Annotated in this window: 21 protein-coding genes and 1 pseudogene; 9 read left to right on the top strand and 13 right to left on the bottom strand. The window is 35.4% G+C overall.

Annotated features, from left to right (window positions below; genetic code table 11):
• Positions 1-34: 34 nt before the first annotated feature.
• From ACFX5U_RS01050 to ACFX5U_RS01070, 5 genes are all read right to left on the bottom strand, one after another.
• Complete coding sequence (locus ACFX5U_RS01050) at positions 35-3,655, bottom strand: ATP-binding protein (protein ID WP_400262277.1); 3,621 nt, start codon at positions 3,653-3,655, stop codon at positions 35-37.
• A 219-nt stretch (positions 3,656-3,874) separates the two neighbouring features.
• Complete coding sequence (locus ACFX5U_RS01055) at positions 3,875-4,648, bottom strand: succinate dehydrogenase/fumarate reductase iron-sulfur subunit (protein WP_200878598.1); 774 nt, start codon at positions 4,646-4,648, stop codon at positions 3,875-3,877.
• Between the two features lie 50 nt (positions 4,649-4,698).
• The gene (locus ACFX5U_RS01060; protein ID WP_400262278.1) at positions 4,699-6,633 is read right to left on the bottom strand and encodes a fumarate reductase/succinate dehydrogenase flavoprotein subunit; all 1,935 of its coding nucleotides are present in this window, start codon (positions 6,631-6,633) and stop codon (positions 4,699-4,701) included.
• A gap of 53 nt (positions 6,634-6,686) precedes the next feature.
• Positions 6,687-7,457, bottom strand: coding sequence for a succinate dehydrogenase cytochrome b subunit (locus ACFX5U_RS01065; protein ID WP_280571078.1), 771 nt, complete (start codon positions 7,455-7,457; stop codon positions 6,687-6,689).
• Between the two features lie 162 nt (positions 7,458-7,619).
• Positions 7,620-8,222, bottom strand: coding sequence for a porin family protein (locus tag ACFX5U_RS01070; RefSeq protein ID WP_280571076.1), 603 nt, complete (start codon positions 8,220-8,222; stop codon positions 7,620-7,622).
• Positions 8,223-8,310: 88 nt separating this feature from the next.
• Here ACFX5U_RS01070 and ACFX5U_RS01075 point away from each other — a divergent pair, with 88 nt between their 5' ends.
• The 6 genes and pseudogenes from ACFX5U_RS01075 to pruA all read left to right on the top strand — a co-directional run bounded on the left by ACFX5U_RS01075 (position 8,311) and on the right by pruA (position 12,513).
• Positions 8,311-8,520, top strand: a complete 210-nt coding sequence (locus ACFX5U_RS01075; protein ID WP_235212333.1) for a hypothetical protein — start codon at positions 8,311-8,313, stop codon at positions 8,518-8,520.
• Positions 8,520-8,858 carry a tRNA-binding protein gene (locus ACFX5U_RS01080; protein ID WP_038695566.1) on the top strand — a complete coding sequence of 113 codons (339 nt, stop codon included), beginning with the start codon at positions 8,520-8,522 and terminating at the stop codon, positions 8,856-8,858. The genes ACFX5U_RS01075 and ACFX5U_RS01080 overlap by 1 nt, the downstream gene beginning before the upstream one ends.
• Before the next feature lies 1 nt (position 8,859).
• The gene (locus ACFX5U_RS01085) at positions 8,860-9,327 is read left to right on the top strand and encodes a nucleoside deaminase (RefSeq protein ID WP_038695568.1); all 468 of its coding nucleotides are present in this window, start codon (positions 8,860-8,862) and stop codon (positions 9,325-9,327) included.
• A 101-nt stretch (positions 9,328-9,428) separates the two neighbouring features.
• A pseudogene (locus ACFX5U_RS01090) lies at positions 9,429-10,038 on the top strand (superoxide dismutase).
• Positions 10,039-10,112: 74 nt separating this feature from the next.
• A complete protein-coding gene (gene msrA / locus ACFX5U_RS01095) occupies positions 10,113-10,778 on the top strand; it encodes a peptide-methionine (S)-S-oxide reductase MsrA (RefSeq protein ID WP_400262279.1) in 666 nt (221 codons plus the stop codon).
• A 97-nt stretch (positions 10,779-10,875) separates the two neighbouring features.
• Entirely contained in the window at positions 10,876-12,513 is a 1,638-nt protein-coding gene (gene pruA / locus ACFX5U_RS01100; protein ID WP_038695574.1) for an L-glutamate gamma-semialdehyde dehydrogenase, read from the top strand.
• Between the two features lie 74 nt (positions 12,514-12,587).
• Here pruA and ACFX5U_RS01105 read toward each other — a convergent pair whose 3' ends face one another.
• The 7 genes from ACFX5U_RS01105 to ACFX5U_RS01135 form a co-directional block, all read right to left on the bottom strand.
• Complete coding sequence (locus ACFX5U_RS01105; protein ID WP_400262280.1) at positions 12,588-13,772, bottom strand: metallophosphoesterase family protein; 1,185 nt, start codon at positions 13,770-13,772, stop codon at positions 12,588-12,590.
• Between the two features lie 3 nt (positions 13,773-13,775).
• Positions 13,776-14,552: an endonuclease/exonuclease/phosphatase family protein gene (locus tag ACFX5U_RS01110; RefSeq protein WP_400262281.1), complete on the bottom strand. Its 777-nt coding sequence runs from the start codon at positions 14,550-14,552 to the stop codon at positions 13,776-13,778.
• A gap of 76 nt (positions 14,553-14,628) precedes the next feature.
• Positions 14,629-15,648, bottom strand: coding sequence for a recombinase RecA (gene recA, locus ACFX5U_RS01115; RefSeq protein WP_038695581.1), 1,020 nt, complete (start codon positions 15,646-15,648; stop codon positions 14,629-14,631).
• Between the two features lie 76 nt (positions 15,649-15,724).
• Positions 15,725-16,399, bottom strand: coding sequence for an endonuclease III (nth, locus tag ACFX5U_RS01120; RefSeq protein WP_400262282.1), 675 nt, complete (start codon positions 16,397-16,399; stop codon positions 15,725-15,727).
• Between the two features lie 53 nt (positions 16,400-16,452).
• Positions 16,453-16,635, bottom strand: a complete 183-nt coding sequence (locus tag ACFX5U_RS01125; RefSeq protein WP_038695585.1) for a hypothetical protein — start codon at positions 16,633-16,635, stop codon at positions 16,453-16,455.
• Positions 16,636-16,704: 69 nt separating this feature from the next.
• Positions 16,705-17,226, bottom strand: a complete 522-nt coding sequence (locus tag ACFX5U_RS01130) for a S8 family serine peptidase (protein WP_400262283.1) — start codon at positions 17,224-17,226, stop codon at positions 16,705-16,707.
• A complete protein-coding gene (locus ACFX5U_RS01135) occupies positions 17,198-18,337 on the bottom strand; it encodes a S8 family serine peptidase (protein WP_400262284.1) in 1,140 nt (379 codons plus the stop codon). Before ACFX5U_RS01135 ends, ACFX5U_RS01130 begins: the two co-directional genes overlap by 29 nt.
• Before the next feature lie 166 nt (positions 18,338-18,503).
• Between ACFX5U_RS01135 and ACFX5U_RS01140 the strand changes: the two genes are divergently transcribed.
• Positions 18,504-20,636, top strand: coding sequence for a S9 family peptidase (locus ACFX5U_RS01140; RefSeq protein ID WP_400262285.1), 2,133 nt, complete (start codon positions 18,504-18,506; stop codon positions 20,634-20,636).
• 34 nt (positions 20,637-20,670) lie between these two features.
• Here ACFX5U_RS01140 and ACFX5U_RS01145 read toward each other — a convergent pair whose 3' ends face one another.
• Complete coding sequence (locus ACFX5U_RS01145) at positions 20,671-20,862, bottom strand: hypothetical protein (RefSeq protein ID WP_235212334.1); 192 nt, start codon at positions 20,860-20,862, stop codon at positions 20,671-20,673.
• A 665-nt stretch (positions 20,863-21,527) separates the two neighbouring features.
• Here ACFX5U_RS01145 and ACFX5U_RS01150 point away from each other — a divergent pair.
• Positions 21,528-22,244, top strand: a complete 717-nt coding sequence (locus ACFX5U_RS01150) for a GNAT family N-acetyltransferase (RefSeq protein ID WP_280571055.1) — start codon at positions 21,528-21,530, stop codon at positions 22,242-22,244.
• Between the two features lie 60 nt (positions 22,245-22,304).
• Positions 22,305-23,489 carry an argininosuccinate synthase gene (gene argG / locus ACFX5U_RS01155; RefSeq protein ID WP_038695595.1) on the top strand — a complete coding sequence of 395 codons (1,185 nt, stop codon included), beginning with the start codon at positions 22,305-22,307 and terminating at the stop codon, positions 23,487-23,489.
• Positions 23,490-23,544: the final 55 nt, after the last annotated feature.

Here is a 23,544-nt window from a genome sequence, read left to right on the forward strand (position 1 = left end):
CTTAGTTCAATGACTATTTCTATAACATCGTACCCTAATTAGTCTTGTATTTTGGTAAGACGATATAGAATGTTGTTCCATGTTCTTCTATGGACTCAAATTGTACGGTGCCACCCATTGCCTCAATAGTTTTCTTGACAAATACCAGTCCTAATCCAGTTCCAGAACTTTTTGTTGTAAAATTAATCTCGAATATTTGTGCTCGCATATCTTGAGGTATACCAAGGCCATTATCTTTTATTTTAACGAGGTATGTTTCATTTACTCCATCCGATATACTAATATCTATCTTAATTCTTCTTTTCCCGAAACCTGCTTCTATTGCATTCTTCAATAAATTATTAAACGTTCTTAATAATTGGTCGCGATCTGCCTCTACAAATAAGTAGGCATCATTCGTTAGGTTCGTTAACCTAATTTGAGCTTGTGGATTTTGAATATATACACCGATGGATTTATTCAGTTTTTCCAGTAGGTTTACTTTTTCATATTTGGTGTCAGGCAATTTTGCAAAGGCAGAAAACTCTTTCGCAATATGGGTAAGACTATTGATTTGTTCAATAAAAGATGCCGTAATTCGCTTAAAACGTTCCTCAAATTTGACATCATTGTCATGGTATGATTTTGTTAATTGCTGAATTCCAAGTTTCATTGGTGTCAATGGGTTTTTGATTTCATGGGCTACCTGTTGTGCCATTTCACGCCAGGTGGACTCGCGTTCGTTATCTTTAATTTTATTTGCATAGTCCTCTAGTTTCAATATCATAAGGTTATATTCCTTAATCAGTCCACCTATCTCATCATTTCGCTGCCAAAATAGAGGTTCATTTTGTTGGCCTAAATTAGTTTGAGCAAGTTTTTTACTAATTAGATTTAATGGTTCGGTTATTTTATTAGCAACAAATGCAGCATAAAAACCAAAACCGATAATGATTAGTGAATAGATATTGATTAATGTATTTAAAAGAAGATTCTTATTTAAATTATCATCCCTTTGCGCATTAAAATTAGGAATACCTAAGTAAGCGATCGTTGCATAGTTCTCATCCCGAATTGTTGCATAGCTCGATTCATATTTAAAATCTCCGACACGTTCATCTTCAATAGTTTCAGATTTTTTCAAAAGTGATAACTTTCTAAATGCATTTGCATTCATAAAAGTAGATAAGATGTTTAGATCATAAATTTTTGGTTGCGAGCTATAGAGTAAACGGCCTGATTTTGAGTAAAGTGAAAAGTCTTTGGAGAGTGATTCTGATAATAACTTTAGATAATAAATGAGACGCTCTTCTCTTTCTTCGGCAGTAGCAGCAGTACTGACAATATTTTCTAATCTTTTGCTTATATCCATGACAGATTTCTCTCTTTCCAAAGTATTATTATAAGACAGTTGCATATTGATACTGATGAAAGATATAATACCCGATATCAATATGGCCAAAATGATAGAAGATATAAATAGCGTTTGGATTCTTGAACTATATTGGATGCTATTGACTAAATAGAGATAGTGATATTTTAAACTTCTAACTTTGAAAGATTTATTTTTTAATATTTTACAACCATAAGCGATGATGGAATAGAAAGAAAAAAAGATAAAAATAACCAAGAAAAGAAATGATGCCGTCGCTAAGTATTCCCATGCTGTTTCTTTAGGATTACTCACTAAAAATGTTGTATGACTATTGGGTCTATACATGACATGGAAATATTTATCATCAGTATCTAGATTGATGTATTCTCCTACCTTATTGGGGTAAGCATTGTCATGGCTTGGATAGTTATATTTTCCATATTGAGTGATTAAATTTCCATCTTTAAATAAGCCAATTGAACTATTATTAAAAGACGCTACCTCAATGTTATTTAATCTGGAATCAACTAATATCTCTGGATATGGTACACTATTATTAAAAGATCTATTTTTTAGATTAAGATATAGAGATACTGTATTTTGTTGATCGATTGGAAGATTGATTATCGAAAAATACTCATGAGTCCCCAGTTCACTGTTTAATCTGTAAAAATTATTGCTGATTTTTAGTGAATTTTTTATTACCTTTTCTCTATACTCTTCAATTTTATTGTTTTTGTAACGTCCTAATTCCTTATTATTATGATAATAAAATCCCATGAATTCATACTTGGAAAGATATCCACTCAGATATTTTTGCTCAATATATTCATTTATGGTTTGTGTGTTGGTATTTGGTAAACTGATTTTAAATAGATGTTTTAGCTGCGCATCCTCTAAGATATCCTTTTCTATTTCAGTATACAGAGAAACAGCGTTGATATCATCCTCAGCCTCTAGATTACTTATGAAAAGCCTCATATTATCAAGCTTCTTCATTTTGTAGAAATGACCATGATATATGGAAAAAATCACAGATAACAGGATGATAACGACGATGTGAGTAGCAAGTCTATATCGAGATTTTAATAACGAATTGAAAGATCGAATCAATATAATCAACGCTAATAGGATATTTACTAAACCATTATTCTCTTTTAATAATGTACCTATTAGAATAAATAAAATGAGGCAACTAAGGTGAATATTGATTAAAATGGTATCAGATATTTTCAATTTCCTGATTACAGAAGTGACGATATCAATATATAAAATGAGCGTAATTAAGCTTAAGCATAATATGAATAAGTCAATCCAAGTAAACATGTTTAATTCCACCAATTTAGTGAAATCTACAGCAGTAGTTGTTGAATGTGTAATAAGAGTACCTAAAGTTCTATAAAGTACCGTAAAGAAGAAGTAAATACTCAGTATCGCGATTACCGTAAACACAATCTTTGGTATTTTATTTTTAATATACCTTTCTATACTGAACTTAACTTTGATACTATGTAGGAAAAGAATAAATAGAAAGCAGAATATTACGGTTATAAGTAGCCCCCAAATATTGGGAAACATATTATTGTAGGCATAATTTTTAGGGTTGAAGATACTCAAATTAGCATGAATGCTGAGCCAATTGGAGTTAAGATCGATATACCGTAATATAACTAGAGAAGTTAGGTAAAGAATGACTCCAAGTATTGTCTTTCCTTTATTTACAAGATGTTTAGAAATACTATAGCTCAATGTAATAAAACATATTGCGGCCAATATCCAAGATAATGTTTGCAAGATGCTAAATATGTTCTGCACTTGCCCAGCCTTGAGCTTTATGGAAAATAGGTAGATTTTGTTTTTACTATAAATATTTTTAATGTTACCAATATCCTTATAATCGGCAATTTCGATGTTATTACTTTTGGAAATTAAAGGTGAGAACGCTTTTGTGAAATATTCATTATTGATGTTAAAATATTTTTTTATTGTAACATAGGCTAGTACAGTAGTGTTGCCGATCTCCTTTTTTTTAACGATAAATGTCCGATCGTTAGTAGTGATGTAATTGATTGTGTTTTTAAGACCACCATCGGTTAGCGGTACAAATATATTAGAACTCCAGAGAAGAAGCTCATGGTTTTTAAAAATAAAAAGTTTAATCCCTTCTTCTTTATCATATTTTTCTAATATGCGATAAGATTGGTCAGGATATTTTTCGGCATTTTTAAAAGTTTTTAAAATAATTGGATCCGTGAATAAATGATCGATTAAATCTTCTTTTTCATGGATCTTTGACTCCAAGTTGGCTGTCTCGAAATTTAAAATGTCTTTATCCGATACAACATTCTGTAATGTAATAGCTGTAACGATAAAGCTTAACGTTAGCAGTATAAGTAAAAGTCTTATTTTCGAGGATACAGGCACTTTATAATCTTTATTTTGACAGTGAATAGATATATAAATATATAAAAAAAGTCCTTACAAAAAGATTGTAAGGACTTATCTATAAAGTGATATTTTTTATCCGTGGATATCTTCCTCTTTGAATAATTTTGCACCTAAGTACTCACGATTCATACGAGCGATATTTGTTAATTTAATACCTTTAGGACATTCTGCTTCACAAGCACCAGTGTTAGTACAGTTACCAAAGCCTTCTGCATCCATTTGGTCAACCATCGCTTGAGCACGTTCATAACGTTCTGTTTGACCTTGTGGTAACAAAGCAAACTGAGATATCTTAGCAGAAACGAACAACATTGCCGATGCGTTTTTACATGCAGCAACGCAAGCACCACAGCCGATACAAGTAGCCGATTCGAAAGCCTCATCAGCAATACGTTTTGGTATCAAAATGTTATTAGCATCTTGTGCACCACCTGTGTTGACATTTGTATAACCACCTGCCTGTTGAATACGGTCAAATGATGTACGATCTACCGCTAAATCTTTTAAAACAGGGAAGGCTGCCGCTCTCCAAGGCTCAATAACAATTGTTTGTCCATCATGAAATGAACGCATGTGCAATTGACACGTTGTGATGCCGTATTTAGGCCCGTGAGGACGTCCATTAATCACTAATGAACACATTCCACAGATTCCCTCGCGACAGTCGTGATCAAAGTAAATTGGATCTTCGCCTTTACGCGTCAATTCATCATTGACAATATCAAGCATTTCTAAGAATGACATATCATCAGCGATATCATTTGCTTGTACAGTTACGAATTGACCTTTAGATTTATCGTTTTTTTGACGCCAAACTTTTAGCGTTAAATTCATATGTGCACTCATAATAATAATATTGAGTCTATCACTGACTACCCGCAGGTAGTCAGATGATATTATTTATAACTTCTTTGTGTTAATTTAACGTTTTCGAAAACTAACGCCTCTTTGTGAAGAACTTCTGGTTGGCTTTCACCTTTGAATTCCCAAGCAGAAACATAAGTAAACTCTTCGTCGATACGTAGCGCTTCACCTTCTGCCGTTTGCGACTCTAAGCGGAAGTGACCTCCACAAGATTCTCTACGGTTCAATGCATCATCAACCATCAATTCACCTAATTCGATGAAATCTGCAACACGACCAGCTTTTTCAAGGGACATGTTTAATTCCTCATTTTCACCTAAAACTTTTGCGTTCGACCAGAACTCTTTTTTCAAGTTTTGAATCAATCCTTTAGCTTTCGTTAAACCTATTTCAGTACGAGCCATACCACAGTATTCCCACATGATCAAGCCCAATTCTTTATGGATATCATCTACCGTTTTAGTACCATTCAAAGCTAATAAAGCATTGATTCTTATTTCAACCTCTTTACGAGTAGATTCAAAAGCAGGATGGTTTTTATCAACAGGAGCAAATGAACCTAAATTAGCCAAATAATCTCCAACAGTATAAGGGATAACAAAGTAACCATCAGATAACCCTTGCATCAACGCAGAAGCACCTAAACGGTTCGCTCCGTGATCAGAGAAATTACATTCTCCTAATGCATATAATCCAGGTACTGTTGTCATTAAATTGTAATCAACCCATACACCACCCATTGTATAGTGAACAGCAGGGTAGATACGCATTGGTTGCTTGTAAGGATTCTCGTCTGTAATTTGGTAATACATATCAAACAAGTTACCGTATTTTTCACGTACAGCATCTTCACCTAAACGACCGATAGCGTCTGCGAAGTCCAAGAATACAGCAACACCGGTTTTACCAACACCACGTTTATCATCTACCGCTTCTTTAGCATTACGAGAAGCAACGTCACGAGGTACCAAGTTACCAAATGATGGATATTTACGTTCTAAGAAGTAATCTCTATCATCTTCTTTAATATCAACAGCCTTTAATTCTCCTTTTTGTAATTTCTGTGCTAACTCAACTGTTTTCGGAACCCAAACACGACCGTCATTACGCAATGATTCTGACATCAAGGTTAATTTCGACTGGTGATCTCCGGTAACTGGAATACAAGTAGGGTGAATTTGTGTATAACAAGGGTTAGCAAATAAAGCACCACGTTTGTGAGCTCTCCATGCAGCTGTTACATTACAACCCATTGCATTTGTTGAAAGGAAAAATACGTTACCATATCCACCTGTACATAGCAATACGGCATGACCTTCGTGAGATTCGATTTTACCGGTAACCAAGTCACGAGTCACGATACCACGAGCCTGACCATCAATTTTAACAAGGTCAAGCATCTCATGACGTGTGTATGATTTTACTTTACCTTTATGGATTTGACGGTTTAATGCTGAATACGCACCTAACAATAATTGTTGTCCAGTTTGTCCACGTGCATAGAAAGTACGAGATACTTGAGCACCACCAAATGAACGGTTATCTAATAAACCGCCATATTCGCGAGCAAAAGGAACTCCTTGAGCAACACACTGATCGATAATGTTATTCGACACCTCAGCTAAACGATATACGTTTGCTTCACGTGCACGATAATCACCACCTTTAATTGTATCATAGAATAAACGATAAACCGAATCACCGTCATTTTGATAATCTTTTGCAGCATTAATACCACCTTGTGCAGCGATTGAGTGCGCACGACGAGGTGAATCTTGATAACAGAAAGTCTTTACATTGTAACCTAATTCTGCTAAAGATGCAGCTGCTGAAGCTCCCGCTAATCCTGTACCAACAACGATAATTGTGAATTTACGTTTGTTAGCAGGGTTAACCAGCTTCATTTCAAATTTATGTTTTGACCATTTCTGGGCCAATGGACCCGCTGGTACTTTTGAATCTAACATATCTTATATTTTATTTATTAGATAGGGTATAGCACCGCTATCCTAAAATATTGTTAACGGAAATAGAAATATAATGGCATCGCTGCAAAAAGAATTGGAACAATAACTCCAAATACCCATACACCAATAAATTGAACCAATCCAATGTATCTTTTGTGATTGAATCCAACGGTCTGAAAAGCAGACTGAAAACCATGAATTAAGTGAAATGCTAAAGCAGCCATTGCGATTACATATAATGCTACTAATGCAACATTTTTAAACGCATAGTCAACTTGCTTGTACAAGTCACGTGCTTTTATAACTTCAACACCATTTTCGACAATTACAGAGTAATCATGAAAATCTGAAGCTTGGATTTCTTGATGTGTCGTAACTCCTGTCGATAAATCTGTACGATATTCGATGTAAGGTGTTTGGTCATTATGGTACTTCCACCAAAAATTTGACATGTGCGTCGCCAAGAATACCAAGATAACAGTACCTAAAATACCCATGTTGCGTGAGTTCCATTTGCTGTTAGCACTTCCATCATAAGATGCATATCCAATAGGACGTGCAGCCTTATTTTTTAATGAAATCACGATTGCATAAATCACGTGAATGATCACGGAAGCATACAATAAATAAGACACCACCTTAATAGGTGTAAAATGCGTCATGAAATAGGCGTACTGGTTGAACGCTAAACCCGCGTCATCTTTAAATAACTGCAAGTTTCCAATCAAGTGAACTATTAGGAACGTACATAAGAAAAGTCCCGTTAAGCTCATGATTAGCTTCTTCCCTATAGAAGAACTTAAAACTGGCTTTGATTTACTCATTATCCTTTGTAATTTAATTTAATTAGGCAAATTTACCATTTGATATTAAATATGATACAATTTTGACATGAAAAGAAGTAATTTAGAACTATTCTAAATCGTAAACTAAAAATGCTCGTTATTTTTTTAATAACGAGCATTTTATAATTAGTCTGGAATGGGTTATATGCTAAATAGTCGGTATCCCAATCCGATGCTCCACATATTGATTTTTGTCTTTTCAGTGGTGCCTTTTTGGATATTATTTAAGCCTAGTTCATAGCGTAAATCAACACGTAGACTAGAAACATCAACACCCGCTCCAAAAGCCCAAGAAGTTGAATTCTTTTTGTAATTCGAAGCCTGTAAGTGGGCGCCTATATTTTTATCCTGTTTCTCGTCAACTACAAATGAAAAAACGGGTCCCGTATTAATTCTAGCTCCGATTGGACCTAAACCAAAACGTTTGCCTAATAATACTGGAATGTCAACAGATGTAAATTTTACATCAGTACTTTCCCCTCCGTCTGTCGTTGAGACAACTTTTGTATTTTTACCAGTAATGTAAATTTCAGGTTGTACATGAAATCCTAAGACTCCAACACGACCATACAATCCAGCTTGATAGCCGGCTTTATTATCTGAGTTGAAATATTTTCCATCATTTTTCAATTGAGTAAAATTAAGGGCTCCTTTTAAACCAACTTCGACACCTGGTAGTAATTGGGCATTAGCGGTAGCAACACTACCACAAATGAATAGCAATGCAGGTAAAATTTTCTTCATAACTTTATTTTCTATTTAAATTGTATCTTTAACTGAACTTTTAGTAAGTTGTAAAAATATAAACAAATTTTATACCTAAAAAATGTTAATGCTCAAAATAACACAATCTGATTGGATTACGGCAAAAGAAAAAATAAAAAGAAAATATAACCATCTTACTGATTTAGACTTGCATTTCGATGAAAATCAAGAAGAAATATTGATAAATCATTTAATGAATCGTCTAAATAGAGATCGTGAATATGTCGTATTTACTCTATCTAAATCATTAAGTAATATAGCAAGTAATCAGTTATAATGGAAGATATATCTTGGACAGATTTTGAGAAAGTTGATCTGCGTGTTGGGACTATCCAACAAGTAAAAGATTTTCCAAAAGCACGAAAGCCAGCGTATCAATTGACTGTTGATTTTGGGCCGGTTTTAGGAATCAAACAAAGTAGTGCACAGATTACAGTGCATTATACCAAAGAAGAGTTACTAGGAAAACAAGTTGTTGCAGTTGTTAATTTTCCGACGAAACAAATTGGAAACTTCTTCTCAGAATGCTTGATTACAGGATTTGCTGATGAGAATGGAGATATTATATTGACTACCGTGGAAAAGAAAGTGCCGAATGGCGCGAAATTAATGTAACATGCGATATATCGATTTTGAAGGAACATCTGTGGACAACGCAGATGAATTTTTTATGCAGCAGGCTTTAAAAGAAGCGCAGTTAGCACTTGCAGAGGGAGAAGTTCCAATTGGTGCTGTAATAGTACATAAAGGAAATATTATAGGCAGAGGTCATAATCTAACGCAACGATTGAATGATGTAACTGCACATGCTGAAATGCAGGCATTTACAGCAGCAGCTAATCATTTAGGAGGAAAGTATTTGGTGGATTGCACCTTATATGTGACAGTTGAACCATGCGTGATGTGTGCTGGGGCTGCTTATTGGACCCATATTACACGTATCGTATATGGTGCGAAAGATGATAAACGGGGCTATTCACAATTCCATGATAAAATCTTACACCCAAAAACAATTGTGGAGTCAGGTAAATTAGGCGAAGAATGCGCAGAGCTCGTTAAATCATTTTTTCGTCAAAAACGATAGGGTAGCGCTCATTATTTCATCCATAAATCAAACATAAAAGTATATTAAACGTTATATTTGTATTGTAATAATCTTTTTAATAAACACAAAAATAAATAATTATGGCATTTGTATTAGAGGCGCTACCATACTCGGCAGACGCATTGGAACCACATATTGATAAGGCTACTATGGAAATTCACCATGATAGACATCATCAAGCATACGTAGATAACTTAAATAAAGCAATTGCTGGTACAGACGCAGAAAATTTGTCTTTAGAAGATATCATAAAAAATATCAGTAAGTATCCTGCAGCAGTACGTAATAACGGCGGTGGACATTATAATCATAAACTTTTCTGGACGGTGTTAGGTCCAAATGCTGGTGGAGAGCCAACAGGCGAATTAGCAACAGCAATCAATGAAAATTTTGGTTCTTTCGCAGAATTGAAAACACAATTGCAAAATGCTGGTGCAACACGTTTCGGTTTCTGGTTGGTCTTGGTTAATTGTAAACGCGGAAGGTAAATTACAAGTAACTTCAACTCCAAATCAAGACAATCCTTTGATGGATGTTGCAGAAGTAAAGGGTACACCAATTTTGGGTATTGATGTTTGGGAACATGCATACTACTTAAAATTCCAAAATAAGCGTCCAGCTTACTTAGAAGAAATCTTCAATGTAATCAATTGGGATGCAGTAGCAAAAAATTATGCTGCAGCTAAATAATATTTAGGAATCAGTATCGATAGCATTAAGCGGTAAAATGATATCATTTTACCGCTTTTTAATTTCAGGATATTATGATGAAAAAAAATAATTACTTCGGTCTTCTCGCGCTGATTTTGTGTTATACTTTGTGGACCTCTTGCCAATCTAAAAGTAAGAAAGATCAAAAAATATCCTTTGATCTTCTGCCAGATTCCCAAATCGGTAGTATAGACACCGCAACTTTTGCAGCCGGTTGTTTCTGGTGTGTTGAGGCACAACTCAAGACCTTGGATGGTGTGCAGCAAGTTATTTCCGGCTATACGGGTGGGAAGTTAAAGGATCCTACATATGCACAGGTTATAACAGGTAAGACAGGGCATGCCGAGGCCATCAATGTGGTCTATGATCCGAATAAAATCACATACGATACCTTATTAGAAGCTTTCTTTATCGCACACGATCCTACGCAATTAAATAAGCAAGGAAATGACGTGGGAACGCAGTATCGTTCCGCTATTTTTGTCCATGACAAACAGCAATTAGCGAAAGTAAATTATTATTTAAAAAAAATGAAAGAAGAGCAGCTGTATGATCAACCTATTGTTACAGTAGTTGCACCATATACAGTGTTTTATAAGGCCGAAGATTATCATCAAGATTACTATGCTAATAACAAAGAAGACCGCTACTGTCAATTCGTGATTAAACCAAAATTGGAAAAGTTTAAACATATTTTTACCAGTACAGCTAAAGACTAATTGAATAATTGGAACTCGAATTTAGATCTTGTAAATTTATTCTGAATTTCAACGAATTCACTGAAATTCAGGTTTTTGAAAATATAAAATTATTACTATGATAAAGGGATTTTTTAATGTACCTACACCTACAAATGAGCCAGTTTACTCATATGCTGTTGGTACAAAAGAACGTAAATTATTAAAAGCAGCGATTGACGAAGCGCGTGCTAAACAAGTTGACGTTCCGATGTATATTGGCGGAAAAGAAGTGCGTACGGATAAAAAGGTATCCATGAATCCACCTCATGATCACCAACACATTTTAGGACAATATAGTCAAGGTACAAAAAGTCATGTAACGGATGCTATCAACGCGGCGTTAGCAGCTAAAAATGATTGGGAAAATTTACCATGGGAAGACCGTGCCGCTATCTTTTTGAAAGCAGCTGAATTAGCTTCGACAAAATATCGTTATAAACTGAATGCGGCAACGATGTTAGCGCAGTCAAAAAACCCATATCAAGCAGAGATTGATGCAGCATGTGAGTTCACAGATTTTTTGCGTTTCAATGTACAGTACATGACTCAGATCTATGAACAACAACCTCCAGTATCAGGAAAAGGAGTGTGGAACCGTGTAGAGCAACGCCCTTTAGAAGGTTTTGTTTTCGCTTTGACACCATTTAACTTTACAGCCATTGCTGGTAATTTACCTTCGTGTGTAGCGATGATGGGTAACGTAGTCGTATGGAAACCGTCTAATGCACAGATTTATTCTGCACAAGTTTTAATGGAGATTTTCATTGAAGCAGGTTTACCAGCAGGAGTGATCAACTTAGTATATGTATCAGGACCTGATGCAGGTGATGTGATTTTCAAACACCCAGACTTTGCTGGTATCCATTTTACTGGTTCAACAGGTGTTTTCCAAGATATCTGGAAGACAATAGGACAAAACATTCACCTTTATAAAACATACCCTAGAATCGTAGGTGAAACAGGTGGAAAAGATTTTATTGTCATTCACCCAACAGCGGACTTACAGGTTACCAATACAGCATTAGTGCGCGGTGCTTTTGAATACCAAGGACAAAAATGTTCAGCAGCTTCTCGTGCATATATTCCTGCATCGATGTGGCCTGCTTTGAAAGATGCGATGACTGCTGATATTAATTCATTCAAAATTGGAGGTACGGAAGATTTCACAAACTTTATCAATGCTGTTATCGATGAGAAGTCTTTCGATAAGCTTGCGAAATACATTGACCGTGCTAAAGAATCAAATGATGCTGAAGTAGTAATCGGTGGTACTTACGATAAATCTAAAGGTTATTTTATTACACCAACTGTCATCTTGGCTAAAAAATCTGATTATGAAACAATGTCCGAAGAGTTATTTGGACCAGTTTTGACGATTTTTGTTTATGAAGACGATAAGTGGGAAGAAACGTTAGAGATCGTAGATAAAACATCTATTTATGCCCTAACAGGTTCTGTTATCGCTAAAGATCGTTATGCAATAGCGCAAGCAACACATGCATTGCGTAATGCTGCAGGTAACTTCTATGTTAATGATAAATGTACTGGAGCGGTAGTAGGTCAACAACCATTCGGAGGAGCTCGTGGTTCTGGTACGAACGATAAAGCAGGTTCGATGATTAATTTATTACGTTGGGTATCTCCACGTACGATCAAAGAAACTTTTAATCCAGATACAAACTATAAGTATCCGTTCTTAGAAGAAGGCGAATAATCTTATCGATTATAAATTGGATAGAAAAGGCGCCTACTTAGTAGGCGCCTTTTCTATCCAATATTAAAATATTCTTATGACTTTTTAAGATGTCCTAAAAGATCACCATTATCTTTAATCATTTTTATATCTAGATTTTTTTTATCACCCATCACATCAATTATTGTACGCTCCCCAACTTTCGGTCCACCTCCAATAAATAAGGTGTAATTATGATCTTGATCAGGTGGGTAGTAACCATATTTATGGGTGTGACCTGTAATCATGGCATCAATTCTATATTTTTGAAACAACGGGTGAAAGGTTGAGCGGTTATGTAATGTTCCGTGCCAATCATCAGCGTGAAAAACAGGAATGTGGCTAACTACTATCGTATGCTGGGCTGTTTTTCTTTCTTTCGACTGCAATACTTTCTCTAACCAAGAAGCTTGTTCTTTTCGGTAGCTGTCATAATCCACAGTTCCCCCATATACTTCATGAGTATCGGGTTTATCCTCACCACTATCTAAAAAGATCCAGTAAATCGGACCTAATTTGAAAGATTGATAGAATTTATTGTCTGGATAACCAAAATACTTTTTGAAATGTCGTGAAAACGCACCTCGTGTTTCATGATTTCCACGATTCATGATAAAAGGTTTACCGGTAGCAAAAAAAGAAAAAGGCTTAAGCAGTTTTTCTGTAAGATCAACTTGATTGGTTACATAGTGAAAAGAATCTCCATTGAGGATTGAAAAATCATATATATCGGTATTTTTATTTGGCACTAATTCCCGATAGGTATCCATATTTTCATGGACGTCATTGTAAATCAAGGCGCGAATCTGCTCCTGATCTTGACTCGCTAACGTAGCCATAAAAACATCCGATTGGATTTCTTCCCCATAAGAAATTTTATAGGGGTCAAACTTAAGTACCTCCTTAGCCGCTACTCTATATTTAAATTTTCTAGGTGCTGTTGCTATTTCAAATTTAAAAAGATCCGTATTTGCTTCAAGCATGCCATCTTCACTTTGATAAATTTTAGTGATGACCTGATTATTATCATCTAATAATTCTAACCAAGCAAAAGCAGGTTTATTGAGTATAGAAAATACAGTAATACTGCTCTCGATTTGATTCTGTAAATATGCAGGGACAATGAAACTAAATTTTTCATCATTCGTGTTTTCCCTCTTGTAATTAGCAAATGTGACGCTCGGCAAAGTTATGCCAGCTAGGGTTAAGGCCTCTAAAAATTTTCTTCGATTGATACTCATGAGCTATTGTGGCGTATAAATTTCTACATATACAGGTCTGTGATCGCTAGCATATGCTTCTTCTAAAACAGAATGATTTTTAAATGATAATTGAAGAGTTTTATTTAACATGATGAAGTCAATTTCACGATCTGGATTTACCTCAGGTATTGTAAATCCATTTTTAATTTGACTACGTTTAAATATTTGCTCTAAATTAAGGATAGGCTGCTCTTCAGGGCGTGCATTTAAATCACCAACTAGAATAACCAAATCTTTGTCGTTCTTGAATTTGTCAACAATGAAAGCACTTTGTGCGAGCCTATTTTCTTTTTTCAGATCAAGATGAGTGTTCGCAAATTTGATTGTTTTTCCATTTAGTTTAATATGGATGATTGCAAGGCTTCTTTTTTCGCTATCAATAGGAGATGGAAGCTCAAAACGTTCTGTCTTTACAATTGGGTGCTTTGAAAGAATGACCGTTCCATATTCACCTGCATCTAAATCAATACCCTTAGAAAAGAAATAATGCATTCCTGTGAGCTCCGCTAATTTTTTTGCCTGATCGATATTTTGAGATCTACTAAGGTTAACATCAATTTCTTGTAAACCTACCAAGTCGGCATTGGTTCTCTTTATAATTGCTGCAATGGTATCTAGATTAATAATGCTTGCATCTTCACTGGGTGGATTACCATGATGGATATTGTAAGTCAGAATCTTTAATTCCTGAGCTGAAAGCATTCGTGTACTGCACGATAGAGTCAAAAGTGTAAAACAATAAAGGATATATTTTTTCATTGGTCAAGGTTTTTAAAAATAAATATAGCCATTCTTTTGGGAATGGCTATACCTAAACTATTTATATAATATAAAATTAACCTTCTTCTAAAGCTAGGTTAGGATCAATGCCAGAAACCTCAGCTCTAATTTTAGCTTCCAATTCATCGGCTAAATCAGGGTTGTCATGTAATAATGATTTTACAGCATCACGACCTTGTCCCAATTTTGTTTCGCCATAGCTAAACCATGAACCCGCTTTCTTAATGATATTGTATTCAACTCCTAAATCGATGATTTCACCAACTTTAGAAATACCTTCACCAAACATGATATCAAATTCAGCGATACGGAATGGAGGAGCTACTTTATTTTTAACGATTTTTACTTTTACACGGTTACCAGATACTTCATCTGAATCTTTTATCTGAGAAGTACGGCGAATATCCAGACGTACAGAAGCGTAGAATTTTAATGCGTTACCACCAGTTGTTGTCTCTGGATTACCAAACATAACACCGATTTTTTCACGAAGTTGGTTGATGAAAATACAACAACAGTTTGTTTTCGAAATAGTACCAGTTAATTTACGTAATGCTTGAGACATTAAACGGGCTTGAAGTCCCATTTTTGAATCACCCATCTCACCTTCAATCTCTGCCTTAGGAACTAAAGCCGCAACGGAGTCAATGACAATAATGTCAATAGCTCCCGAACGAATTAAATTATCGGCAATTTCTAAAGCCTGCTCGCCGTTATCAGGTTGAGCAATTAATAAATTTTCTACATCAACGCCTAATTTTTGAGCGTAGTATTTATCAAAAGCATGCTCTGCATCGATAAATGCAGCAATACCGCCTTGTTTTTGAGCTTCAGCAATGATATGTGTCGCTAGAGTTGTTTTACCAGAAGATTCAGGACCATAAATCTCAATGACACGACCTTTAGGAACGCCCCCAATACCCAATGCGATATCAAGACCTAAAGAACCTGTAGAGATTGATTCAATTGGGTCAACAGTCGTATCTCCTAATTTCATTATGGCGCCTTTACCATATGATTTCTCTAATTTATCTAATGTAAGCTGTAATGCTTTTAATTTATCTGGATTGCTCATATTCTTAGTATTGATGATTCAAAAGTACAGATTACTTTTGAAAGTACAAAATATTTTTACTAAAAAAGTTAGTCTATTATTTTTCGACCGATTTTTCTTTGATTTCTTTAATCTGGTGGGCCTTTTCAAAGTATTTACACATATAGGTAATGGCACATTTGTCACATTGCGGTTTGCGGGCTAAGCAGATATAACGTCCATGCAATATCAACCAATGGTGCGCTATAGCGATGGTCTCTACAGGTAAGTGTTTGACCAGTTGCTTCTCTACGGCTAATGGAGTTGTCGCCCTGCTGGTTAAACCAAGCCGATTACTGACACGAAAGACATGTGTATCTACGGCCATGGCCGGTTTATTATATACAACCGAAGAAATTACATTTGCTGTTTTCCGTCCCACACCTGGGAGCTTAATCAAATCCTCTATTTTTTCAGGAACGATAGAATCGAATTCACTGACCAGCATTTTTGCCATGCCAACTAGATGTTTAGCTTTATTATTGGGGTAACTGACTGAACGGATATAGGTAAAAACCTCATCAGAAGTGCTATATGCTAATGCTTCGGCATCTGGAAATTGTTGAAAAAGCTTTGGGGTGACCAAATTGATTCGTTTATCGGTGCATTGGGCAGATAATATGACAGCGACTAATAATTCATAAGGGTTGCTATAATTTAATTCTGTCTGTGCATCCGGGCTATTCTTAGAAAAATATTCTACAAAAGCTTTATATCTATCTTTTTTCAACATATGTATCAAAGATAGCTAAGTTTTTAAAAAATAAAAAAGGCTTAATCTCTCGACTAAGCCTTTTTATTGACTACCGATTTTGAATAGTTCAAAATACCCTCTATGCAAGAATCACTTGGATTCATCATGATTTTTGGTAGTTGAAGTTTTAAGAGGTTTTCAACATCCTCATCAGAGATTTTAATACCTCTTTCGCTGTTTTTAACTTCGTTTTCTGTTGTAAAGTTTTCGACCATACGCAATTATTGTTATCATTCAATTTATAAGTAGAACGTTCAACAAGATGCGAATATTATGTCAATATGTTACTTTTTCTTTTTTGCGATATAATCATTTGCCTTTTCCACAGCATTATAGGCATTCACAATTCCACCTGAGATAGAAATATCAGCCAAATTCACAGTTTTAAATGAGCCATCTTCTAATTTGATGCGGACCGTATCCTCGACTTTTACAACTGAGTCCATGATGATTTCTTTTGTCTCCAAAGCTGTTAACTGTGGGTAGTAAGAACGCAACATTCCCGCTAATCCTGCCACTACAGGTGCAGCCATACTCGTACCTTGCTCTTCTTTATACTCCGAATGCGGTGCAGTAGAATTGATATATAATCCAGGTGCGAATACATCTACAGAAGTCTTACCATAATTAGAAAAGCTAGCGAGGAGCTCTTCGTCTTTACGTGGACCAGTTGCACCAACGGTTATCCATGCATGAGCAGTATCAGTAATTGCACCTAAACTATCTGTAAAATATTTATTTGGATAATTTGTCGAAATATCATTATCCTCACTGTCATTACCCGCAGCATGCACCAATAGAAACATCCTTAGACATTGCATACTGTACTGCAGCGTCTACTGTATTTTTATTATAAGCATAACTTTTACCAAAGCTCATATTAATGACTTTAGCACCATTATCTACCGCATAACGAATGCCATTAGCGACATCTTTATCACGTTCGTCACCATCAGGGACAAGGCGTACCGAAAGTATCTGAACATTATCGGCTACTCCTTTAATACCGATGCTGTTTTTACGATCTGCCGCAATGATACCAGCTACATGTGTGCCATGCAACGCGTCCGGCCCCGTAACATCCGAGTTACCATAATGATATTCGCTCGCATCGTCATAGTTATCCCCAACAATTGAACGGGAGTCATAATCTTTATTCAGATGGTAAGCGACTTGATTGCCAAAGTATTCGGCTCCCGATTTTAAGTCTTCATAAAACCGAGTGAAACTACCTGCTCGTTCTATTTCTTCCTTAGCAATGCGAATAGCAATTTTTTGACGGTTCACAGTAGGATTCAGACTATCCAGATCTGCTGGCGTTATTGCCGATTTATCTTTATTGATATCTTTTATGAGATTGTCAACACTTTCCTTCAATGCAACATAATTCAAAGCACCATACTTGGCTTCATCAAGTTTTTCGTTATATGCTATCACCATTTTTGAATAAGCATTATAATCTCGCCTCTCTTGGTCGGTTAATATTGTTGTAGCAGTCACGTCCTCGAATTTTGGTGCATCTTTACGGATTAGCCGGGTCAGTTCCAAATTATCGAATTGTACATTTTCTCCCGAAGCATTACCAATGAAATTCCAACCATACTTGTCATTGATGAATCCGTTCTTATCATTATCTATGCCATTAGCTACACTATCTTTTACGTTTATCCACACGACATGCTTTAAGTCCTCATGAAGGACATCAACACCCCCATCTAGAACGGCAACGATAACCGGAACGGACTTTTTTCCTTTTAATAAACTTTCGTAAGTTTTTTCTGTACTTATACCAAGTACACCATCTTTCTCATAATCCAAATTGAACCAATTATCAGGCACACTTTTGTTTTCTTGGGCATGGCCGAAAGTTGGAATTAGTCCAATAGCAAATACATAAAGCAATCTCTTTAATCTCATCTCTTGATATTTTGATGTTGTTACGATTAGCAAATATAATGCTAGTAAGGGGCTTAAAATGTTAATTTTTATTAAATAATGCGAATTCATCCTTATTTTTACTTGCAGTAATCCTGAATTGATAGGTTCATACAGGATTATCTGGTTATAATAATAAATTAGACGTATGATTATCTTAAATATCCTTACAGGTGCAGTTTTAAAAGAGCAAGGTGAATCAATTGGATTGCACTCAAAGGCAACTGTAGCTCCTGTTGCAAAGATTAAGACCCATTTCAGAAACATCCACGACGATCAAGTGAGTGACGATTATTACTGGATGAATGATTTTTTCAGGAAGGGACCTGATGCAGATTTGGTAATCGATTATTTAAATAAGGAAAATGACTATACAGATGCTGTCATGGAATCAACCTCTGTTTTGCAGGATCAGTTGTTTATTGAAATGAAAGCACGGGTCAGGGAGAAAGATGAATCTGTTCCCTATCTAAAAAATGGCTATTACTACTATACACGTACCGAAGAAGGACAACAATACTTTAAGTTTTGTCGAAAAAAAGATAATCTCCATGCAGTAGAAGAGATACTGTTGGACGTTGATAAAATGGCAGAAGGTTACCCTTATTATTCAGCAGTAGGATTTTCAATAAGTCCCGATAGTAAATTGTTGGCTTTTGCTGTCGATACCGTATCGCGGAGAGAGTATACGATATATGTAAAAAACCTGGTATCAGGTGAATTGTATAAGGATGAAATACCAAGGACATCAGGCAGCTCTATTTGGGCCAATGATAATAAGACACTTTTTTATACGGCAAAAAACCCGATTACGCTATTAAGTGAAAAAATAAATAGGCATACATTGGGCACTGATGTCAAAGCCGATACGACTGTATATCAAGAAAATGATAATACCAATTATATTGGAGTAGGGAAATCGAAAAATGGAGCTTATATATTTATTCAATCCGAGGGCACGCTTTCTTCTGAAGTATACTATATCAAGTCCGATGATCCTAATGGGGTTTTTCAAATATTCCAACCCAGAATAAAGGATGTATTATATCAGGTGACTGCTTTAGAAGATCGTTTTTTGATTATTACGAATGACGGTGCTAAAAATTTTAAAGTGATGCAATGCCCATTGCACAAAACCAATAAAGAGAATTGGTCGACATTTATAGCACATCGAGCTGATGTGCTATTGAGTGAAATTGATGAATTCAAAGACTTTTTGGTCGTCTCAGAACGTAAAGATGGCTTAACGCAGCTAGCCGTTTATGATTTGAATAATAAAGGACAACATTATTTAGATTTCGGAGAAGTGACATATACCGTCTATCCGAGCACCAATGTCGAGTATAATACAGATAAATTACGCTATGGTTATAGCTCATTAGTTACCCCTTCTTCGACTTTTGAATATGATATGAAATCAAAAAGAAGAAGTTTACTAAAGCAGCAAGAAGTCGTAGGGGGCTATGATTTAACGGCATACAAGACCGAACGCGTTTTCGCAAAAGCTAAGGACGGAACAGTTATTCCAATTTCGATTGTCTATAAAGATGGTTTTAAAAGAGATGGGAAAGCACCCTTATTGCTATATGCATATGGTTCCTACGGTTATTCAATGGATCCGACCTTCAGTAGTGCTCGATTAAGTTTATTAGATCGTGGATTCTGCTATGCTATTGCACATATCCGAGGAGGTGAAGAAATGGGAAGATATTGGTATGATGATGGAAAAATGATGAAGAAGATGAATACTTTTACAGATTTCATTGATTGCGGTCATTATTTAATCGATCAAAAGTTCACTAGTTTGGGACATCTTTATGCCCAAGGTGGGAGTGCAGGAGGTTTGTTAATGGGTGTAGTTGCCAATCTAGAACCCGAGCTATGGAATGGCATTATCGCACAGGTGCCGTTTGTTGATGTCGTTAATACAATGTTAGATGATAGTATTCCGTTGACCACAAATGAATATGACGAGTGGGGAAATCCAAATGAAAAAGATGCTTATTACTATATGAAAAGATATTCTCCCTATGAAAATGTTGAGGAAAAGGCATATCCCAATATGTTGGTCACAACGGGACTGCATGATAGTCAGGTACAATACTTTGAGCCTGCAAAGTGGGTTGCGAAATTACGGAAGATGAAAACTGATAATCATGTTCTTCTATTAAAAACAGATATGGAGTACGGGCATGGCGGGGCATCTGGCAGATTTGATTATCTAAAAGATATAGCCCTTAATTATGCTTTCCTGTTTGCATTGGAAAATATTAAAAAATAAATCATAACTAAAAAAAGCGCCTAGAGCGCTTTTTTTAGTTATGATTTAGACTATCCATTCTTTCCTCTTGCTCTATTTCTCGAGAGTCAATTTGATGTTGTTCATAATTATCAATCGCAACCTTACTAGCTTTTTGAGAGACATAAATTGCGACAATTGCAATCAGTGTAATGAGCGCTATTCCCCAAGCATATTTTTGCTTATCTTGTTTGACTAACCAGTACATGAAAATAAAGTATGGAATACCGAAAATGCAATAAAAAATAATACTTGGTGTGCTCATATGATGTTGTGTACTAATGGTGAACTTCATTAGATCACCGATGAACTACAAAATTATCTAATTTTAATGACAATACTAAAAGTTTCTATTTCTTTATTTTCCACGTCATTGATGGTAAGTTATTAATGAATTTAGATTTTTGTTAGCATATTGATTTTTTTAGTAATCACTAATTTATTGTATAATTGTCATTTAAGTATTTGATTTATAGTTTGTATACTTGTAATGTTTATGTTTTTATTGTTATTTGTCATTTTATAAAAAATGCGCGTAATTATTGCAGAAAAGAAAAAAATTATTTTATACATTTGTACAGTCACATAACGAAGACGATAAAGAAGAAATGAAAAATAACAATATATATAAGTTCTCAATACCACATGCTTTTCAAAAGTTTGTAGAGAGGGGTTATTGTTTTTTTATTTTTGTAGAAATTCCGGTTCTTCGCTTTCGACGACCTATACTACCTCGGGCTTGATATGAGGTAGTGACTTTTCTTTTCAGTAATATCATCAGGTCCGATGATGGCGCTCCACGATTTTATTAATTGTTTTTTCATAACAAAACGCAATTTCGATTGTTAGTTTTATTATTTGGGTCGTAAGTCAATGACTATTTCAGAATTTTTAATTATTCCCGCAAAACCTGAGCATGTTATATATGCTGAGACAATTTGTAGTGAAATGTTCGAGTCTGCAAAAGCTCGAGGTACTGGCATTGCACGCCGCAAACCAGAATATGTTGCCAATAAAATGATCGAAGGTAAAGCTGTTATTGCTTTACACAAAGATGGTCGATGGGCAGGCTTTGTCTATATCGAGACTTGGGGGCATGGAGACTACGTTGCCAACTCAGGCTTAATCGTTAATCCTGATTTTCGTAAGGTTGGCCTAGCCAAAGCAATTAAAAAAAGAGTTTTCGAACTATCTCGAGAAAAATATCCTCATGCAAAGATTTTCGGTTTAACAACTGGTTTAGCGGTAATGAAAATTAACTCCGAACTGGGATATGAACCTGTGACCTATTCTGAATTAACGCAAGATGAAGAATTTTGGAAGGGCTGTCAGAGTTGTGTAAATTACGATATCTTATTGAGTAAAGATCGTAAAAACTGCATGTGTACAGCCATGCTTTGGGATCCTGTCGATAAAGAGCGTGAATTGAAAGAAAAAATACAACGAAAAGCTGAAGCAAAAGAAAGATTGGAACGTATTACACAAAAACAATCTTTATTAAAGCGTATTGAAGCAAAGTTATGGAAATCAGCAAAGAAGTTTGTTGCAGTCAATTTTCATAAAAGTAAAAAAGTAGTTAAGGAGTTTTAAGTTTTTTATATTTTTGTTGAAACCTCAATTAGAGGCTTATCAACGAATTAATCCAAAAAGATGAAAAAAGTAGTTTTAGCATTCAGTGGCGGGTTAGATACATCATTTTGTTGTATTTATCTTACACAAGATTTAGGTTTAGAAGTTCACTCAGTGGTCGTTAATACGGGAGGTTTCTCTGAAGAGGAATTAAAACAGATTGAGGAGCGGGCTTACGCTTTAGGTGTAAAATCGCATACAGCAATTGATGAAACAGAAGACTATTACCGCGAAACTATTAAGTATTTGATTTTTGGTAATGTATTAAAAAATGCAACCTACCCTTTATCTGTATCTGCAGAACGTGTATGTCAAGCAACTGCTATTGCTAATTATGCAAAGAAGATTGGTGCTGAATGCGTAGCACATGGATCTACAGGAGCAGGTAATGATCAAGTGCGTTTTGATATGATCTTTCATACCTTAATACCTGGTGTTGAAATTATAACGCCAATTCGTGATCTACAATTATCACGAGAAGATGAAATCGAATATTTAAATAAGCATGGTGTTGAATATTCTGCAGAAAAAGCAAAATACTCCATTAATAAAGGTCTCTGGGGCACCTCAGTAGGAGGAGCAGAAACATTGACTTCAAATCAATATTTACCAGAGTCTGCTTGGCCAACCGCTGTTACTTCAACAGAACCTCAACAGATTACTTTAGATTTTGTTAAAGGTGAACCAACAGCACTTAATGGCAATAAATTAGATGCGGTACGTGTTATTCAGGAATTACAAGCCTTAGCACAACCATATGGTATAGGCCGTGATATTCACGTTGGAGATACGATTATTGGTATTAAAGGACGTGTAGGATTTGAGGCAGCAGCTTCAGTGATCTTGATTAAAGCACATCATGCTTTAGAGAAACATACCTTGACTAAGTGGCAATTATCATGGAAAGACCAGATTTCAGGTTTCTACGGAAATTATATGCATGAAGGTCAGATGCACGATCCCGTAATGCGAGATATTGAAGCATTTTTGTTATCTACTCAAGAGACCGTAACTGGACGTGTGATCATCGAATTACACCCTTATCGTTTTGTCATCATTGGAATCGAATCAGAGCATGATTTAATGTCTAATAAATTTGGAACTTATGGCGAGATGAATGCAGGTTACACAGGTGACGATGTGAAAGGATTTTCTAAAATTTTTGGTAACCAAACTATTATTTGGCATAAAGTCAACGGAAAATAAGCACATTTGCTCGCAAGCGTTTCTTATTTCTTTGCACAATATAGGAATGGATCCC

Source organism: Sphingobacterium sp. SG20118 (genome assembly GCF_044740685.1).
Taxonomy (GTDB): domain Bacteria; phylum Bacteroidota; class Bacteroidia; order Sphingobacteriales; family Sphingobacteriaceae; genus Sphingobacterium.

Coding starts and splice junctions, on each gene's coding strand:
- ACFX5U_RS01055 (WP_200878598.1), bottom strand. CDS start 4,648: ATGAGTGCACATATGAATTTAACGCTAAAAGTTTGGCGTCAAAAAAAC.
- ACFX5U_RS01060 (WP_400262278.1), bottom strand. CDS start 6,633: ATGTTAGATTCAAAAGTACCAGCGGGTCCATTGGCCCAGAAATGGTCA.
- ACFX5U_RS01065 (WP_280571078.1), bottom strand. CDS start 7,457: ATGAGTAAATCAAAGCCAGTTTTAAGTTCTTCTATAGGGAAGAAGCTA.
- ACFX5U_RS01070 (WP_280571076.1), bottom strand. CDS start 8,222: ATGAAGAAAATTTTACCTGCATTGCTATTCATTTGTGGTAGTGTTGCT.
- ACFX5U_RS01075 (WP_235212333.1), top strand. CDS start 8,311: ATGCTCAAAATAACACAATCTGATTGGATTACGGCAAAAGAAAAAATA.
- ACFX5U_RS01080 (WP_038695566.1), top strand. CDS start 8,520: ATGGAAGATATATCTTGGACAGATTTTGAGAAAGTTGATCTGCGTGTT.
- ACFX5U_RS01085 (WP_038695568.1), top strand. CDS start 8,860: ATGCGATATATCGATTTTGAAGGAACATCTGTGGACAACGCAGATGAA.
- msrA (WP_400262279.1), top strand. CDS start 10,113: ATGATGAAAAAAAATAATTACTTCGGTCTTCTCGCGCTGATTTTGTGT.
- pruA (WP_038695574.1), top strand. CDS start 10,876: ATGATAAAGGGATTTTTTAATGTACCTACACCTACAAATGAGCCAGTT.
- ACFX5U_RS01105 (WP_400262280.1), bottom strand. CDS start 13,772: ATGAGTATCAATCGAAGAAAATTTTTAGAGGCCTTAACCCTAGCTGGC.
- ACFX5U_RS01110 (WP_400262281.1), bottom strand. CDS start 14,552: ATGAAAAAATATATCCTTTATTGTTTTACACTTTTGACTCTATCGTGC.
- recA (WP_038695581.1), bottom strand. CDS start 15,648: ATGAGCAATCCAGATAAATTAAAAGCATTACAGCTTACATTAGATAAA.
- nth (WP_400262282.1), bottom strand. CDS start 16,399: ATGTTGAAAAAAGATAGATATAAAGCTTTTGTAGAATATTTTTCTAAG.
- ACFX5U_RS01125 (WP_038695585.1), bottom strand. CDS start 16,635: ATGGTCGAAAACTTTACAACAGAAAACGAAGTTAAAAACAGCGAAAGA.
- ACFX5U_RS01130 (WP_400262283.1), bottom strand. CDS start 17,226: ATGTTTCTATTGGTGCATGCTGCGGGTAATGACAGTGAGGATAATGAT.
- ACFX5U_RS01135 (WP_400262284.1), bottom strand. CDS start 18,337: ATGAGATTAAAGAGATTGCTTTATGTATTTGCTATTGGACTAATTCCA.
- ACFX5U_RS01140 (WP_400262285.1), top strand. CDS start 18,504: ATGATTATCTTAAATATCCTTACAGGTGCAGTTTTAAAAGAGCAAGGT.
- ACFX5U_RS01145 (WP_235212334.1), bottom strand. CDS start 20,862: ATGTACTGGTTAGTCAAACAAGATAAGCAAAAATATGCTTGGGGAATA.
- ACFX5U_RS01150 (WP_280571055.1), top strand. CDS start 21,528: ATGACTATTTCAGAATTTTTAATTATTCCCGCAAAACCTGAGCATGTT.
- argG (WP_038695595.1), top strand. CDS start 22,305: ATGAAAAAAGTAGTTTTAGCATTCAGTGGCGGGTTAGATACATCATTT.